This window comes from Paenibacillus aceris (assembly GCF_017874035.1).
In the GTDB taxonomy this organism is placed as follows: domain Bacteria; phylum Bacillota; class Bacilli; order Paenibacillales; family NBRC-103111; genus Paenibacillus_E; species Paenibacillus_E aceris.
The window spans coordinates 279124-297406 of record NZ_JAGGKV010000008.1 but is presented as its reverse complement, the minus strand read 5'-3'; the positions used below and the strand labels follow the sequence as shown (position 1 = coordinate 297406).

Genomic DNA, 18283 nt, shown 5'->3' with positions numbered 1-18283 from the left:
GAACAAAGGAAGTGCATGGATGCAGATCTGTGCACTTTTTTTGCGTTTAAATCGAGCAATTACTTAAATGTTCACTTTTTTGCAGCGAGTGCACATTTTTGTATGAGAAAGAAAGTTCATTCCTGATAAAAGTTTGATGTTGTGCATCAACAGATGTAAGAGGTATCGTAATCTCACAACCTGAATGGAGGAGGAAGTTGTTTCGATGGCCTATGTGTCTATAGATAAGCAGTCAATGGTGAAGACGTCATCGCTCAGAAAGCAATCGCTAAAGAAACATTTGTGGCTTTATATGTTAGCAGCGCCCGGTGTTTTATATTTTATTATTTTTCATTATGTTCCCATGTGGGGTGTGCTGCTAGCCTTTCAGGAGTATAGCCCCTATCAGGGATTTTTTAAAAGTGACTGGGTCGGCTTTGAGCATTTCCAACGATTTTTTGCAGAGCCGACTTTTTTTCAGCTTCTTAAAAATACGCTATTAATTAGCTTTTACAATTTGTTCTTTTTTTTCCCGTTCACGATTATTTTGGCGCTTTTATTGAATGAAGTGCACTCGGTGATCTATAAACGGTTTGTGCAGACCGTCGTCTATTTACCCCATTTTGTATCGTGGGTCATCATAGTAGGCATCTCGTTTATTTTCTTCGGTCCAACTGGAGTGTTCAATCATTATTTGGACATATGGTTCGATAAAAATTTGCCTTTTCTAATGAGCAACGAATGGTTTAGACCTTTAATCGTACTGCAGCATATATGGAAAGATGCCGGATGGGGAACGATTATTCTCTTGGCTGCGCTAGCAGGCATTAATCCTGAGCTGTATGAAGCCGTTACTGTCGACGGTGCAAACCGTTGGCACCGCATTTGGTACATTACGCTTCCAGGGATTCGAAGCACGATCGTCATTTTATTGATCCTTCGTTTAGGTTCGGTCATGGACTCCAACTTCCAACAGGTGTTTTTGATGTGGAACAATTTCAACGAAGATGTATCCAACGTGTTTGATCTTTACGTTTATAAAGTCGGTTTGCAGCGTTTTGAATTTAGCTTCAGCATTGCAGTAGGTCTGTTTAACTCGGTAGTCGGTTTGATTCTTATGTTATTGGCGAACTATATGGCCAAGCTTTTTAAAGAAGAAGGTATCTTTTAAAGGAAACTTTTAGAGGGGGGGAACCTATGAGACAGCAGAGAGTCTCCGTATTTAACATCTTAAATGGATTGTTTTTGCTTAGTTTAAGCTTAACCGTTATTCTTCCATTCCTGTATATGCTGGCCGTTTCGCTCAGTCCTGCTTCTGAATCCTTAGGCGGTAAGTTTTACTTAATTCCTAAGGAAATGACCATTGAGGCGTATAGGTATTTGTTTTCTACAGCCCGCTTCACCCACAGTATTTTCAATACAATCTACATTACGGTGGTCGGAACAACGTTCAACGTATTGATCTCGATCATGCTGGCCTATGCCATTTCAAAGAAAACGCTCCCAGGAAGAAAATACATCTTATATATGATGCTATTTACGATGGTTTTTAACGGCGGATTAATTCCTTCTTATCTGCTTGTCAAATGGCTTGGCTTGTTAAACAGTTATTGGGCGCTTATTTTGCCGGGAGCTACAAGTGCATTTACCATTCTTGTTATGAAGTCCTTCTTTCAAAATTTGCCTGAATCGTTGGAAGAAGCAGCGCGCATAGACGGGGCTGGTGAGGTGAGAACGCTTTGGTCGGTTGTTATTCCTTTATCTATGCCGATCATCGCAACCTTTTCTCTGTTTTTCATGGTTTCGCATTGGAACTCATTTTTTGGGGCCGTTATCTATTTGAATGACAGCGCAAAATGGCCGATTCAAGTGCTACTTCGATTGATGGTTATTGCAGGGGATGCGAACATAGCCTCCGAGAACGCGCTTGATTTTGAATTGGTAGGAAAGGTAGGGGATAATGTGAAAATGGCAGCGATTCTCATAGCCATGATTCCGATTGTTGCCGTGTACCCCTTCCTGCAAAAGCACTTCGCGAAGGGGGCGATGCTGGGTTCGATTAAAGAATAGCAAAGGCTGAAAGTCGTTCTGTTTCTCTAAGTAATCGTACCGACATGACAGGAGGGGAGTTAGTTTCATGAAAACTAAAAAAGTATGGATGACTGTTCTTGCGTTAGCATTAAGTGTAGGTGTAGTAACTGCCTGTTCAACTGGCAGCGGTGAAGGTCAAAGCAGCCCTAAGCCGGAAGGCAGCAAAAAATCTGCAGAGCCAACAACGATCAAAGCGCTGGCGATTTTGGCAGGCGGCGAGCCCCCGGTATTGGAAAATAGCCAAGCTTTGAAAGAAATAGAAAAGAAAGCAAACGTCAAACTGAATGTAGAGTTCATTCCTGGCGATGTATATCCGGATAAGGTGAATATTGCGATCGCTTCAGGAAGCCAGTATGACCTTATTCTGCTGACGGACGGCAAAGACAGTAAATATGAAAAGCTAGTCAAGCAAGGGGCATTCCACAACTTAACATCGGTCGTTAAAGGAATGAAGAATTTGCAGAAAATCCCCCAATATTCATGGGACAATACATCTGTGAAGGGTGAACTGTACGGTATCCCTAGACCTCGTCCGTTAATGGCAGGCGGCAATGCCAATATTTTCATTCGTAAAGACTGGTTGGACAAATATAATCTTTCCGTGCCAAAGACGTTGGATGAGTTTACGAATGCATTGAAAGTATTTAAGGAGAAAGATCCTGCGGGCGGCGGCAAAACAATTCCTCTGGTAGCGGGTCCATACACGAGTCCAGGATTCAGTTCCATGAACCCGGTTTCTTTCGCTATGGGAGTTCCGAATAGTTATAAAGTCGATGGCGATAAAGCATCTATTTATTTCCAAGATCCGGGATATAAAAAGTTTCTGGATTGGATTCGTATGGCGACGGAGAATGGTTTGATCGACAAAGATGCTCCAGTTCAAAAAGGCGGCGCAGCCTTGGATAAATTCCTTTCGGGCGCTGCAGGCGCATTTGTTAACAACGTTGGTATTATGAATGAAAATAATATAGCTAAGATGCGTAAAACCGATCCGAAGGCGGAATTGGTCGGCATCCCTTATCTCCAAGGGAATGAAGGCCAAAAAGCGGTCCAAAAAATCGAGGGATACTTCGGGATATGGGTCGTTCCTTCCAACGTGTCCAAGGATAAAGTCCAAAAAATCGTGGAGTTCTTAGATTGGTCTGCTTCTGACGAAGCAACAAGCATAGGAAAAGCAGGCGTTCAAGGTATTCATTACAACAGCTTTAATAAAGATCTGGGTGTTGCAGAGCGTTCTGACGAGCAGAAAAAGTTGTATGACAAAGAAAGACCGAATCTGTTAATTTTGCAAAATGAGTACACCAAATATACGTATGCAGATTCGCAAGTTCCAGAAATACATAAAGCGCAGCAGGATATTTTAGATGCTTTTGATAACATTGGTGTAGCAAATCCATTCATTGCCTTCTTGTCAGACACAGCGGGCAAAAATCCGGATCATGCGAAAAAGATAACGGATGCTGCAGTGAAATATGTGATGGGACAAGGAAAATGGGAAACGGTGCAAGCTGAAATCGATGCATGGAGTAACGGTGTCGGCGCACAAATATTGAAAGAGTACATGGACCAATATAACGAAAGCAAGAAAAAATAACATAAAGCCGGAAATGGAATGTCATTCTGTTTCCGGCTTTATTTCCACAGCTCCAGAAAGTTGACATAAAGAAGGGGAAGCACAATGCGAACATTAACATACGAAGATGCACCGAGCAGCTGGAACGAAGCCTTGCCGCTCGGCAATGGACACTTCGGCGGAATGGTTTTCTTTGAAGATAATAAGCTGACTATGGCAATGAATCATTATGAGGTTTATTATCAGAAACTTCATCGGTACAGTCAGAAGTATCGGAATGGAGAAGGTCGCGATTTTTATAGGCAGTATGGTTACACATACGAAGAGTTAAGACAAAGAGCGAATGATAGGTATCGAAATCCGGAACACGGTCCGTTTTTTCTATATGGCGATGTCTTATCCAGCAACAGCATGCATAGAAAGTACGGTAAGCCATCGGGAGGTGCCTCTCATTATCCGACTGGGGAAATTCAATTGTTCCCGTCCGAGGAATTGGCTGGGCCGGATCACTATTCGCTGCAATTAAACGTTGAAGAAGCATGCGTGCATTTACGTATCGATAAAGGTAAGGACGAGCTGGAAGCACGCACGATCATTACACAAGACACAGACTATTTGGTGACAGAAATCAAGATGACTAATGCCTCACTGTTGAAAGGCATATCCATGACCGTGCCATCCCGGAGATATGTTGATATGAACGTCAACTATCATCAACTGGACGATACGACATTTTATTATAAAGGTTCTTTCTATCCGGATGGCGAGGACAAGGAACGGTATGAACCATTTTCTTTCATCGTGTTGACGAAGATGATTGGAGCCAAGGGGAGCGCCGAGATTACCCCAGATTCTATGCGTATTCACCTTCGCGAAGCTAAGCAGCGGGTTACTCTCTTTACAACGGTTGTGACCGAGGAGGAAACGAAAAACTTGCTTTCGACGGCCTTGCAACGAATGAAGGAGACCGTCATTCAAATAAAGGACATGACCAAGAGTCATCAGGAACATTGGAGAAGGTTTTGGAAACGTTCATCGATTACATTGCCTGACAAAATGATTGAAGACTTATGGTACATCAATTTATATGCGATAGCCTGCAGCAGTGGAAAGGGCGGCAAAATGCGCGAGCAGGCTTGCGGATTAAACGGCTTGTGGGACATTAAACAGCCAACGAAGTGGGGCAGCATGTGGTATTGGGATGTTAACATCCAAGCTGCATTCTGGCCGCTCTATACGGCGAATCACCTTGAAGTGGCAGAAGCTTTCAATGATGGTCTGTTGTCGTACACGGCACTAGCCGAGCAGATGGCGCAGCAGTTTTACCATTTGGAAGGTGTGGCCGGGGATTACCCGCATGCTTTGTATTTAAGCATTTGGCCCTGGTGCGCCCAATTTTTGTGGGACTATTACCGATACAGCATGGACCTGTTTTTTTTGCAAGATAAGGCTTATCCGTTGTTTAAAAAGATTGTTCGGTTTTTTGAAGGTTACTTGTCTTACGATTCTGAAAAGGGACAGTATGATGTATTCCCTGATATTTCGCCGGAACAAGGGCCATTGACACGGAACTCGACATGCACATTGTCGACAGTTAAATATTTGCTGCAAATCACGATTGAAGCGAATGTATTGCTTGGCGAAGAGGAAGCCGACCGGCAAAAGTGGATCGAGTTGGCGTCTCGATTGGCTCCTTATCCGACCGCCGTTTCAAATAAGTATGGGGATATCCTTCTCGATTCAGAATGGGCGCCCGCAGACTTGCATTTACGGCATCCGTCCCTGTTAATGCCAATTTATCCGATTGGCGAAATCAATAAAAATAGTGAAGAGACGCTGCGAAAGCGGGCAGAAAACACACTTCGCTATGCGGAGACGAATACGGAATTCGGCATGTTTCAGTTCGGTTGGCTTTCATGCGCTGCTTCTAGACTCGGCAAAGGGAACACGGCGCTCAGACTGCTGTACGAACAAGGCATAGATTTGTCTTTGCGGAGCAACGGGCTGTTTGCGGAGGAAACGGAGCGCTGGATGAACTATTGCAATATTACGAACGAGCCGTTATATCATCCGCATATGATGGAAGCTTCCGGAGAAATGGTCGCTGCAGTTAACGAGATGCTGTTGCAAAGCCATAGTGGCTTTATTGAAGTATTTCCCGCAGTGCCTTCGGGGGAGCCTGAGCATGAGCGGACGATCGGCTTGTATGAACACGACGTCGAGAAGAAGGTGCGCGTCTACGAGAAGTGGGACGATTGTGCTTTTCAAGGGCTGCTTGCGGCTGGAGCATTCGAGATTAGCGCAATGAGGAAGCAAGGACACACGAAGTGGGTCAAGATAAGAAGTAAAGCTGGAATACGAGTCGTCATGCGTAACCCGTTCGGCTCGGATCGGAAGGTGATTGTATGGCGCTTGGACGGAATGACATGGATAGAGGAGGATCAGCTGGAGGGCGAATACATCTCATTTGGCACGACAAAAAACGGAGAGTATACCATTTATCCGCACATGGAAGGTTTACAGCCTGATTGTTTCTTGACCGAACTTGATAGCGAAGCTTCAAAATTCGTAAGCGGCCCTCGTGTTCATGAAGCGCATACGCATAGGCGAGTGTTCCTCGGGAAGAACCAAGAAACGCATCACTACAAGACGCTCGATCATTTCACGTTCGATTACTATTCAGGCAATTACCGTGAGTCAAGACTAGCCGCTTATCGGCTGGATTTCGGCGTAAATCCAGAGGTGCTGGACAAAGATTATTTCAAAGTGCTGCCTAGACAAGTTCACATGGATGGCGTTATCGGTCAAACGTTCCGCAAAATAACTCGGGACATGGTGTTCACGCACTATACCGGCATCGGTTGGGAGAAGGCGGACGATCTCATCGCAGTTGATCGAGGAGAGCCGGACGGGCTAAGAAGAGACTTTATTGGAGGAAAGAGCGAGTCGGTGTTTGTCATAGAGCTGCCGAAAGGCAGGTACGATTTGTTGTTCGTTTCAGGCGACAGTGACTTGCCTTCTTACACGGAAATAGAGATCGAAGGACAATGTGTGTGGAAGCCGGATCATGTTTTGAAATCGGGCGAATTTGCGACGGATATTTTACCTGTCACGCAAAGAAAGGACGGTTATGTGAACATTCATTTCCGTACCCGAGATGACTCGCAGTGGAGAATCAATGTACTGATCGTCAATAAAAATTATACATACTTATAAGACCCAATCCTGTTTAAGAAAGGTTCGTTCATATGGATAGTAACAGGGCAAACAGCCAATCTACAAATACAATTCAATTTTATGTATCCCCAAAAGGGAGCATGACATCAACGGGTATGCAGCATGAACCAGCTTCTATTAGGAGAGCTCAAGAGCTCGTAAGGCATGCGGCTACAAATATGAGCTCGGATATTGAAGTTATCTTAGAGGGCGGAATTTACTACTTGGATCAAACGTTAGTTTTCACACGAGAAGATTCGGGGAAAGACAATTTCCGCATCATCTGGAAAGCGGATGACCCCCAGCATAAACCTGTTTTTTCCGGCGGAAAGCTGTTGGATGGAAATTGGGAATTGCATGATCAGGTGAAACAAATATATAAGCTCGTAATCAATGACGAGCAATTTATCACGCGCGATTTATATGTAAATGGTGAAAGATGCATGCTCGCAAGGAGTCGAAGCAGTGTTGTTGGGCTTGAATTTGATACAGAGCAAGCTGCTTATGAAGCTACATCGCCCGGAGGAAGCGGGACTACGGCAGGGTTAGGTCTAAGAGGCTCGGTGGCGGATGCGGTTAGAGAATATGGAGATATCAGCCAGTTGGAAGCAGTGAGGAATGTACGTTGGAGACATTTTGTGGTTCCAGTGGAAAAAGTAGAAGCTGATATCGTATATATGTCACAATCCGCATGGAAAAATGCTTCTACGACCAATCGTGTACACTATGATTGGAATGGAGCTTCCTGGCGAAAGTACGGGGGAGGAGTAGATTATTTCCAAAATGCTTATGCATTACTAGATCAAGCGGGTGAGTTTTATCTCGATAATACCGAGCATGTCTTATATTACATCCCAAGAGATGGGCAAAACATGGCAACTGCCGAAGTGGTCGCCCCCCTCCTGGAGACAATAATGGTGTTGGAAGGAAGAGATACGGAACGGATTACAACGCCTCAACCGGGCAGAGAGAAAGGCGGGATTGTACCCGAGAAAATAAAAAATATTGTTTTTGATGGCCTTGTGTTTCATCACAATACATTTTTAAGACCTGGGACCATTGACGGCTATATTAGTACGCAAGCTGGACATACGTTAACAGGTCCTGAAGAAGAAGGGCCTTTCTCAGATCCATGGGGCAGTTATGCGACTCCTCCACATGGCGCTGTTTATGTACATTCAGGTGATCGGATTCATTTCTTAAACTGCGAATTCGCAAAGATAGGAAGCACGGCATTAATCGTGACTAATGGAAGCCGTAACTGTGTCATTCATAATAATGTGTTTACCGATCTTTCAGGCGGTGCCATTTATCTAGGAGATGCAAAACATACCAGCGATATTGCGCCAGACCCGCACCAGGTGGGGCCACACTTTTCCAAGACAGGCCAATTGGACCCTCCGATCGTGCCGCTTGAAGAACGCGAACTTTCTTATAACAACACCATTTCGAACAATCTTGTTGAATGGACAGGGAAACAATTTAGCGATACTGTTGCCATATGGGCTGGATATGAGTCCAATCTAAAACTTGTGCACAATACGATACAACATGTTTCCTATACGGGAATTAATGTTGGCTGGGGCTGGCGTGAAACAGGGCGACAAAGTCGTATGTGTCATAACTATATTGCATACAATCGAATTACGGACTATTTGCGTAAAGAAGCGGATATGCATGATGGCGGCGGACTGTATATGATCAATGCCATGCCTGGAACAATTGTGGAGTATAACTATTTTAATAACAAAACGGGGATCGGAAATGCGGTCTATTTTGATGCAGGGCTAGATTATGCCGTATTACGTTATAATGTTATGACCAATATTCATCATAAATGGGTTTCTGCCAACGGAACAGAGAATCACCGGGGGATGATAGCTTACAATAATTATACGGAGAAAGGCTATGGAATCGGCCCCCACCAGCATACCTTCGACGGCGAGTATACAATTATGGGTGATAACTATATTCATATGAAAATGTTACCTAAGGAAGCGATCGATATAGCTAGAAATGCAGGACATCATGCACCTTACGATGAGCATACAATTGATCTTATCTGTTTGGATGCAGATAATAGCACGATTCCTTTCGTAAAAGATACAAGTGCGAGCCTTAACAAATCTAGACCCAACGAAATTTCATATGAAGTTTATGCCAATGGTTCCGAAATCGTCGCTGTATTTATTGATGGCAAAGAAGTTGCGGCAGGCGCTTTTAAAACAGCAGATAAGACGTTTGTCAGAAATGCATTTCTTGCAACAGATCAAAAAAAGGATTTCCTTGCTTCAGTGGGGGAAACGAACAAATGGTATCCTTATGTAAAAACAGCCATGGAGAGTCTGAGAGAAGAGCCTTGTACGGTACAAGGGAAAGCTTTAGTTCTTGATCAAACCTATTTATGTGAGACAACAATTGAAATCGGTAAACATATCGTCACAATGAGGTTTGCGAATGGATTTGACTTGGTTGTAGACTTGGATGTTTGTGAAAATAACTAAGAACGCCCCAAGAACGCTATCCGTTCTTGGGGTGCTTTTGTATCGGCGTTACGGTATTAAAGCGTTCTTCAGCCGTTCGTATACGGAATTAAAGATCCATTTCAGGGGGTTCCTCTAACAATCCCTTGGACATCATCAGTTTGACTCCTTCCATCGTGAAATCATAGACGCTTTTAGCGAAAAGTCCTGATCTTAGAATCATATCGTTCCGTAATGTGAATGCAGAGCTAAAGCCTTGACCACCGATGCTGAAGCCACACAAAAGATATGTACTGTACATCATCAATTTTTCCGAAAAAGGCGCCATCGTTGAATTTGTAACAGTGCCTCCCGGTGTGGCAGGAGGTTGAATATTATTCTGCAGAAGTATCTCTGTAGTATCTTTTAAAATCTCTTTCGATAGTTCTTGTCCTTTAATAAAATGTTTCTTCACGTCTTCATCATTGGCACATTGGGCATATCCTCTCATCAGCTGCATACCCGTAACATTGGTCTCAATGGAATGATGCATCAGCCCAAACTCGACGATATTAATCGATCTCTTTTGACCAAAAAGATTGGTTCCCTTCATATAAGATGTATCGGTAACAAAACCAACAGATTTTGGCATGTTCGTGAAATTCGGACAAGGAAGAATATGTTTTTCAAGAAGATATTGCGTAAAGAGATTATAATAGGTTTGAGTTAAATCGGTAAGCCTCTTATAATACATAACGATATCTTCACGATATGATAACGTCATATGGAGAACATACATCCCCATACTGATTTCTTTTAATACGCGGCAGAACATAATATCAAAGCCATTCTCAAATAGCTGTGGAGCATCCAGATTAACATCTTCTTTCGTGAACCCGATTGGCGTTGCTGCACCATCTTGTTCTAACAGCGTTTTGGCCTCTATGACCATTGGATGAAGCTTTTCATATAATCCTGTCATTAACTCTTTCGCTGATTGATCGTCCGATTTCGCAATGAAATACTCCAATATACGAAGAATCATTGTTTTTTTTTGATATGTCATCCATAATGAACCGAGCTCCGTAGCACTCATTTTAGATTTTTCCGGCATTAAAAACATAACCTCCGTTATTGGCTTTACATATCATTACATTCACATGATAGCTAGCATGTGGTTTTTTTAACACTTTTATTCTAGGGAGAAATGGAATTAGGTTATACTAAGATCGTATTTTGCAGAATGGAAGTACATAGGTGATCATAATGAATCTTAACTCTTTGACGATAAAAGAACTGCTAAACCTGCCCGCATTCGAACAAGCGAAGTTAATCAGCGGGGATAAGGGGCTAGACCGTGTTATACGGTATGTAGACATCATAGAAGTTCCTGATATTAAAGGGTGGCTTAAAGAAGGCGCACTGGTGCTGACAACCGGCTACTCCATGCGTCATGACCCATCCTTGCTGCCAGAACTTATTGAAAGTTTGGCTCAAGCGGGGGCAGCTGGCGTCGCCATTAAACCGGAGCGATTTATTCCCGATATCCCACTAGAAATGATCCGTAAAAGTAATTTGCTTGATATACCGATCATTCAACTTCCAATTCATATGGCCTATATCGATATTACCTATCCGGTAATGGAGCATATTATTGATAATCAGGCGGCATTGCTCAGAAGGTCGGAAGAAATTCATAAAACGCTAACCAATCTGGTGTTAAATAACAGCGGGATTCAAGCTGTCGCCGATAACGTCTCTGCGCTATTAAAGTCGCCTATCTGGATTGTGGGCAAGCAAGATGACATGCTGGTTTCTTCTCCATCACATATTCCTTATGAGCCTTCGGTGATCAACCGCCAATGGGAAATCACGGTAGATAAACAATTTATGGGGAAGTTTATTGTGGGCAAGGAACAATTGGATGATTTGGAATTGGTTTGCATCGAACAAGCACGACTGGTATTTTCACTTGAATTAATGAGGAAAAAAATTGCCGAAGATACCGAGCTTAGACTTCGCGGCGACTTTTTTGAAGAGCTGCTGATGAGCTTGCCTTTATCTAAACAGGAAGCCACGGACAAAGGGCGGCAATTGGGGTTGGATCCCGAATGCAGCTGGGAAATTTGCTTTATTGAAAGCGGAAGCTTGCCGAGCGAAACCGAATCCCGGTTCACATCGGCTTTGAACCAATGGATACAAGAAGAATCCCACAAAAGAAGATGTAGGTCTTTTGTACACGGGCAAGGGGAACGATTTGTTTTGTTTCTGGCAAGCAGAGCGGATGCCCCCAAGAAGAATTATGATTCTGACAATTTAGTTAGCACCTGGCGGGAAGCGCTTGATTCTTTCCTAGCACAATGGGCGGACATCAGCTCGGGTCTAGGCACCCGTTGTTCGTTATGGGAAGTTCACAGAAGTTATATCGAGGCGAAAAAAGCGGTAACCATCGGCAGTCGTTTGAATAAGGGTCAATCCTTGTTTACATTCGGGGAATTGGAAATCTTTCACTTGCTGCTGGAATCGTCTCTGCACGTTAATTTTGACACGCTGATCGAGAAGAAAATCGGCAAGTTATCAGAATACGATAAGGAGAACGGGACGGATTTGGTCATGACGCTCTATCACTATTTATCAACAGCAGGAAGCCTGATCGAAACGGCTAACCTCATGTTCATTCACCGGAATTCGGTGAAATACCGCATGGATAGAATCAAAGAAATTACCCTGATTGATATGGGGGATGCAGTGAACCGGTTTGAGTTTTATTTATGCACTGTTTTTTATTTGTTAAAACAGGCAAACTAAAGAAGATAGAAGACCTATTGTGCTCAGAGCACAATAGGTCTTCTTTAGTTTTGGTAGACCAGTACATTGCCTAAGGAATTGAAAAGAAACTAAAATTAATGTAAGAAAATTAACTTAATTCATAACTTTGAAGCAGACAGAGACAGAAGGGATGAGGGTCAATGATTGGACTGATTCGTGTATTTACAACGGAAAACCCGGATATTCTTGAACAGCACGGACGAATAATCTCTGAGTTCTACGGTGTGCCTGTATTAAGCAGGTGCATACCGGATCAACCGCTCGGCATTTTCGATGAAGAGTCGGAAGCCAAAGCACTACCGAAAATCATAGCATTAGGCCAAAGCATGGAGGAGGAAGGTTGTGAAGTGCTGGTCATCAGCTGTGCAGCAGATCCTGCGATTGATCAGCTCCGAAAGAGCGTCACTATCCCGGTTATCGGAGCTGGTAGCGCGGCATCATTGGTTGCGCTTTCCTATGGACAAGCTGTCGGTGTTATGGGAATCACAGAGGACGCTCCTGCAGTGCTGGTGCAATTGTTGGGTTCTTTGATCGTAGGCTATAACCGCCCGGAAGGTGTAACGAATACAACAGATTTGTTAACTGAAACGGGGCGCGACAAAGCTTTGGCGGCCGCAAAGGCGCTGCAAGAGCAAGGTGCGCAAGTCATCTTGTTCGCTTGCACGGGATTCTCAACCATCGGACTTGCAGATGTTATAAGAAGAGAGCTCAAAGTGCCGGTCATTGACGCTGTGGAAGCGGAAGGCATGTTCGCCGCTAATAGGTATAAACAACTCCGCAATTAGCGGAAACAATACGCTTATCGAGGGGCATTTCTTTGGCGAAGTCGTATATCATTTTAATTTTTTGCGTATTTGTTTGGGCTCTAAATTATGTGGCTAGACAATTCCTGCTGCAAGAGTTTTCTCCCTTGCTGCTATCCGTTATTAGCCTGACTGTTGTATCGATCGTATTTCTGCTTTGGGCATATTTAGCCAGATCCTTCGTCTGGCCAACCCGCAAGGAATGGCTGCTGTTGTTGATGTCAGCTTCAATCGGACTAATTGCCAATCAGCTTTTCTTGTTGAATGGTTTACATCGTACATCTGCCACACATGCTTCACTGATTTTTACGATGTCGCCGTTTATTACGGCAGCGCTTGCTTCCGTATTTCTGAGGGAAAAGATCACAAGTCGCATGATCGCAGGCATGATGGTTGCCTTCCTAGGTCTTATTGCAGCTTTGAACATGCAAAGTTTTTCAGTAAGCGCAGGAGATCTGATGATATTGGGAGCTACCTTTACCTTTTCCTGTAACCTGATCATCATCAGAGTACTTTCCCGCCGAATGACGCCTTTTATCCTTACGGTTTATAGTTTTACGCTAAGCAGCGTGTTATTCGACCCGTACGTGTTGACAACGGTGAAAGTCGACTGGTCGCACCCTTTTAACTTCTGGTGCATGGCTATCCTTACTGTCATAGTGGCTCAAGGTCTTGTGAATGTGCTTTGGAACAAAGGCATGGAAACGGTTGGTGCTGCCAGATCCACGATTGTGCTGAATTTGCAGCCAATCATGACAATGCTCCTTGATTTTATCATCTTTGGACATCATGTCTCTTTTGTACAGTTGATCGGAGTGACGCTTGTTCTCATCGGAGTCCTTTTCGGCACTGTGCACAAGGAAAAACTAAATTATAAAGCAGAGACTGCATAGGGGGATTGTCGTATGGAAAAGGAACATAACGAAAAGAAGCATCCGAGTATTTTTGAACCGTTCGCCTTAATTCTGAATATTATTACCGGCATTATCGGAGCCATTATCGGTATGCAAATCGTAACTACGCTGGGGGTAACGCCAAACACGGCGATTATAGGGGCACTGGTGGCTATGCTGATTGCAAGAATACCCGTTGCCATCTTAAAAAAGTACAAGTCTGTCCATCGTCAGAATTTAGTGCAAACTTCGATTTCCTCTGCGACTTTCGGCGCAGCCAACAGCTTGTTGATTCCGATCGGTATTCCTTTCGCAATGGGGAATAAGGAACTTGTCGTTCCGATGTTGATCGGAGCCGCCTTGGCGATGTTCGTAGATGCAGCGCTGCTGTACAAACTGTTCGATTCCAAGCTGTTTCCGGCAAGGGAAACCTGGGCTCCAGGCGTAGCTACGGCGGAATCGATTCTGGCCGGAGACAAAGGAGGCAAGCGTGCAGGACTGCTGGGGGTAGGTACAGTTATCGGTATTATCGGCTCTTATTTTCATATATCTATGTCGGCTTTCGGTGTTGCTTTTATCGGAAACATCTGGGCGCTGGCGATGTTCGGTATTGGCCTCATGCTTAGGCAGTATTCCGTGCCATGGTTTAACGCCGATGTGAACGCGCTTTATATTGCGCATGGCGTTATGATCGGTGCTGGTATCGTAGCCTTAATTCAAGCGTGTGTACTCATTTTCAGCAAGCAGAAAAAGGGTGCTGACGTAGCGGCCGATAAGCCGGCTGTTGATGACAGCAGTTTAACACGACCGATCAAAGAAGCTAGACGTGCATTGGGGCTCGGTTTTGCGGCGTATCTGATCATTGCTCTGTTAATTGCGATCATTGGCGGTATCGTGACTAAAATGTCGCTTGGGATGTTCCTTGGATTCATCATCTTCGCTGCGTTCGCGGCTTTCGTTCACGAGCTGATCGTTGGTATTGCGGCGATGCACTCCGGCTGGTTCCCGGCTTTCGCGGTGGCTTTCATTACCTTGCTTTTTGGGATGATGATCGGATTCCCGCCTGTCGCGCTTGCTTTGTTAGCCGGCTTTAGTGCCGCTACAGGTCCGGCTTTTGCCGATATGGGTTACGATTTGAAAACCGGTTATATTTTGCGCGGCAATGGCGAGGACCGTGAGTTCGAATTGAAGGGTAGAAAGCAGCAGTATATTACGGGCATGATTGCATTTGGTGTCGCGCTATTAACAGTAATTGTTACTTATAAAGGATATTTTGCTCAAAACTTGGTACCGCCGATTGATAAAGTGTACGTATCGACGATTAAAGCGGGCGCATCACCGGAAATTGCGCTGCAATTGCTGCTATGGGCTATTCCGGGAGCGATTTTCCAGCTTATTGGCGGACCCAAACGCCAAATCGGGGTGTTGTTTGCAACCGGTCTATTAATTTCCACGCCAAATGCGTGTTGGGCGGTCCTTGTCGGGATTTTGATCCGAATCATCGTGCTTAAAGTGAAAAAGGGAGAAGCTGAAAGCTCCATGAGTATTCTCGCTGCCGGATTTATTGCCGGAGATGCACTATTCAGCTTCTTTAACTCGGTATTCAAAATGAGAAAGTGAGGTCATACGTAATGGCTATTACAAAGTTGGATGAAAGCATGGTCGAATATGCGGTTTATGGAGGCGCTGTATTAGGCGGAGGCGGAGGCGGCCATATTGAAGAAGGCCTCCAAATCGGGCGTCTGGCTTTCGAAATCGGACATCCGGAGCTTCTGAACATAAATGAGCTTGACGATGAGGATTTATTGGTCACCGTGTCTCTTGTTGGAGCGCCCGGTGCCAAAGATAAATTTCTAAAGCCGATTCACTATGCCAAAGCGCTTGAGCTTCTGAAGCACAAATTGCATCGTCCTATCAAGGCGATTCATACGAATGAAAATGGTGCTGGCACGACCGTCAACGGCTGGTTTCAGTCCGCGATTACGGGGATTCCGCTTGTGGATTTCGCATGTAATGGACGTGCCCATCCGACAGGCGCCATGGGATCGCTCAATTTATCCGAGGTGGACGGTTATGTGTCTCATCAAACGGCAATCGGCGGCCAAGGCAGTCAATATGTCGAGATGAATATCTCCGGTTCTTTGGAAAAGGCCGCTACCATGGTACGCAAAGCGTCCGTTGAAGCCGGCGGGCTGGTCGCCGTGGCTAGAAATCCTGTAACGGCAGCTTATGCAAGGGCGAATGGAGCGGCTGGCGCGATTACTCAAGCGATCGAGGTAGGAGAAGCGCTGCTGTCATACCGTGGTGAAGCGGCAATTGACGCGGTCGTTACGAAGCTCGGGGGCAAGGTCGTCACTGCTGGCACCGTAACAGATTTCAATTTAGTAACGACCGGCGGTTTCGATGTAGGTACGGTCTGGCTGGATGGTGCGTATGAGTTGACCTTCTGGAATGAATACATGACCCTCGAACAGGATGGACAGCGTCTGGGCACGTTCCCTGATTTGATCATGACGCTGGATGCCAAGACAGCTAGACCTGTCGTAACAGCCGCAGTGGAGAAAGGACAGCAGCTCGTCGTAATTTCAGTGCCCAAAGAAAAGCTGCTGCTCAGCAGCACGATGAGCAATGCCAAATTAATGAAGCCGATTGAAGAAATCATTCATAAATCCGTGATTCCCTATTTATTTTAATCCAATCAATAAGCTAACCAATGGAGGAAACTTAACATGACGCTTAAACAAACGATGACTGTGCTTGATATTTTAGACAGCGGCTATGTGTCCGGAGAACAAGTAAAAGGACTATTCAATGACTATCCGGAGGTTTCCGTCACTGTTCAAAAAGTGCTAGGCGAGAAAGGCAGCACCGATTTCATTAAAATCGTCGTTCCCGGAACAGACGGCAAGTCGAAGGGAGGCCACACGCCTACTTTCGGGATTATTGGGCGTCTAGGCGGGATTGGAGCCCGGCCAAGCCGGATCGGGATCGTATCCGATGCGGATGGAGCGGTTGCCGCAGTTGCTGCCGCGCTGAAGCTGGCGGATATGCAGACCAAAGGCGATCGATTGAAAGGCGACGTCATTGTGACGACACATATTTGTCCGGATGCGCCGACACGTCCGCACGAGCCCGTCGATTTCATGGATTCACCGGTCGATATCGGCACGATGAATAAGCATGAGATCGTTCCGGAGATGGAAGCGATTCTTTCCATTGATACAACCAAAGGGAATCGTGTCATCAACCATAAGGGTATTGCGATTTCACCAACTGTTAAAGAAGGATACATTTTGCGAGTAAGCGACGATTTGCTGCGTATTATGGAAATGGCTACGGGGCAATTACCTGTAACATTCCCGATTACGATGCAGGATATTACGCCATACGGCAATGATCTCTATCATATCAATTCTATTCTTCAACCAGCTGTAGCAACCGACGCTCCGGTTGTAGGTGTTGCGGTTACTGCGCAATCCGCCGTTCCAGGGTGTGGGACAGGCGCTAGTCATGAAGTCGACATTGCAGCAGCTGTTCGATTCTCGATCGAAGTGGCGAAAGAAATGACCAACGGAACCTGCGAATTTTATGATAAGGCTGAATTTGCTAGAATTACTGAACTGTACGGTTCAATGAAGATATTGCAGACGTCCGGCGGTACGGCTGCACGTTAATCAAGTTAAAGGAGGGAGGGCATCTTCCTCCTTTTTTTTACCCAATTTCACTCATTATTTATGCTGCGGAGGGAATTCTAGATGGAAAAGCTCGGAATGATTACAATTGGTCAGGCGCCTCGCTTGGATGTAGCGCCGATTCTAGAAAAATACTTGCACGAACGTGCAGAATTGATCCAAGTCGGCGTGTTGGACGGTTTGACGAAGGAACATATCGAAAGACATTTATATCCGGAAGAAAATGACTATGTGCTAACATCTTTGCTAACGAGCGGTGAGTCGGTTGTGATGTCTCGGTCCAAAATCCAGCCCATCCTGCAGCAGAAAATCGTTCAATTGGAGCAAAGCGGCATTAAGCAAATCCTTCTATTGTGTACAGGCGTCTTCCCGGGACTTCAAACGACGACGTCATATTTGATCGAACCTGACCACATCATCCCGCCTGCCGTGAAAGCAATGGTCGGACATCGGCGTTTTGGCGTTATTGTCCCATTAATTGAACAAAAAGAGAACTTAAAGCCCAAATATACGCCATTTGGTTTGGCACCTGTATTTGCTGTGGCCTCTCCCTATCGCTTCGATGAAGAACATTTCAAGCAAGCGGCTATTGAACTGAAAGACAAAGTCGATATCATACTGCTTGATTGTATGGGATATACGGAACAAGCAAGATTGCTGGTTGCTGAGGCATCGGGGCTTCCGGTCATTTTATCCAACGCGATTATGGCCAAAATCGTATCTGAAATGATCTGAATGAAAAGGA

General features: G+C 44.9%; 13 protein-coding genes. 12 read left to right on the top strand and 1 reads right to left on the bottom strand.

Translation table 11 applies throughout. The annotated features are described in order from the left end of the window. Positions 1 to 205: 205 nt before the first annotated feature. The 5 genes from J2Z65_RS17375 (at position 206) to J2Z65_RS17355 (ending at position 9363) form a co-directional block, all read left to right on the top strand. Positions 206 to 1150, top strand: coding sequence for an ABC transporter permease (locus tag J2Z65_RS17375; RefSeq protein WP_167060251.1), 945 nt, complete (start codon positions 206 to 208; stop codon positions 1148 to 1150). A gap of 26 nt (positions 1151 to 1176) precedes the next feature. Continuing rightward, entirely contained in the window at positions 1177 to 2049 is an 873-nt protein-coding gene (locus J2Z65_RS17370) for a carbohydrate ABC transporter permease (protein ID WP_209855993.1), read from the top strand. 67 nt (positions 2050 to 2116) lie between these two features. After that, a complete protein-coding gene (locus J2Z65_RS17365; RefSeq protein ID WP_167060248.1) occupies positions 2117 to 3664 on the top strand; it encodes an extracellular solute-binding protein in 1548 nt (515 codons plus the stop codon). A gap of 84 nt (positions 3665 to 3748) precedes the next feature. Continuing rightward, the gene (locus J2Z65_RS17360; protein ID WP_209855990.1) at positions 3749 to 6859 is read left to right on the top strand and encodes a glycosyl hydrolase family 95 catalytic domain-containing protein; all 3111 of its coding nucleotides are present in this window, start codon (positions 3749 to 3751) and stop codon (positions 6857 to 6859) included. A 101-nt stretch (positions 6860 to 6960) separates the two neighbouring features. After that, on the top strand, positions 6961 to 9363 hold the full coding sequence (locus J2Z65_RS17355; protein WP_209855987.1) for a right-handed parallel beta-helix repeat-containing protein: 2403 nt from the start codon (positions 6961 to 6963) through the stop codon (positions 9361 to 9363). Between the two features lie 88 nt (positions 9364 to 9451). Here J2Z65_RS17355 and J2Z65_RS17350 read toward each other — a convergent pair whose 3' ends face one another. Further along, a complete protein-coding gene (locus tag J2Z65_RS17350; protein ID WP_167060238.1) occupies positions 9452 to 10435 on the bottom strand; it encodes a DUF3231 family protein in 984 nt (327 codons plus the stop codon). Positions 10436 to 10587: 152 nt separating this feature from the next. Between J2Z65_RS17350 and J2Z65_RS17345 the strand changes: the two genes are divergently transcribed. The 7 genes from J2Z65_RS17345 (at position 10588) to J2Z65_RS17315 (ending at position 18273) form a co-directional block, all read left to right on the top strand. Beyond that, entirely contained in the window at positions 10588 to 12129 is a 1542-nt protein-coding gene (locus J2Z65_RS17345) for a PucR family transcriptional regulator (RefSeq protein ID WP_167060235.1), read from the top strand. A 161-nt stretch (positions 12130 to 12290) separates the two neighbouring features. Continuing rightward, on the top strand, positions 12291 to 12935 hold the full coding sequence (locus tag J2Z65_RS17340; protein ID WP_209855985.1) for an aspartate/glutamate racemase family protein: 645 nt from the start codon (positions 12291 to 12293) through the stop codon (positions 12933 to 12935). 32 nt (positions 12936 to 12967) lie between these two features. Beyond that, the gene (locus tag J2Z65_RS17335) at positions 12968 to 13846 is read left to right on the top strand and encodes a DMT family transporter (RefSeq protein ID WP_193580965.1); all 879 of its coding nucleotides are present in this window, start codon (positions 12968 to 12970) and stop codon (positions 13844 to 13846) included. A gap of 12 nt (positions 13847 to 13858) precedes the next feature. Then, positions 13859 to 15466, top strand: coding sequence for an OPT/YSL family transporter (locus tag J2Z65_RS17330; protein ID WP_167060229.1), 1608 nt, complete (start codon positions 13859 to 13861; stop codon positions 15464 to 15466). 11 nt (positions 15467 to 15477) lie between these two features. Further along, positions 15478 to 16539, top strand: a complete 1062-nt coding sequence (locus J2Z65_RS17325; RefSeq protein WP_167060226.1) for an S-methyl thiohydantoin desulfurase family protein — start codon at positions 15478 to 15480, stop codon at positions 16537 to 16539. 36 nt (positions 16540 to 16575) lie between these two features. Further along, complete coding sequence (locus J2Z65_RS17320; RefSeq protein WP_167060223.1) at positions 16576 to 17520, top strand: DUF1177 domain-containing protein; 945 nt, start codon at positions 16576 to 16578, stop codon at positions 17518 to 17520. 81 nt (positions 17521 to 17601) lie between these two features. Next, complete coding sequence (locus J2Z65_RS17315) at positions 17602 to 18273, top strand: AroM family protein (RefSeq protein ID WP_167060220.1); 672 nt, start codon at positions 17602 to 17604, stop codon at positions 18271 to 18273. The last annotated feature ends 10 nt before the right edge of the window (positions 18274 to 18283 follow it).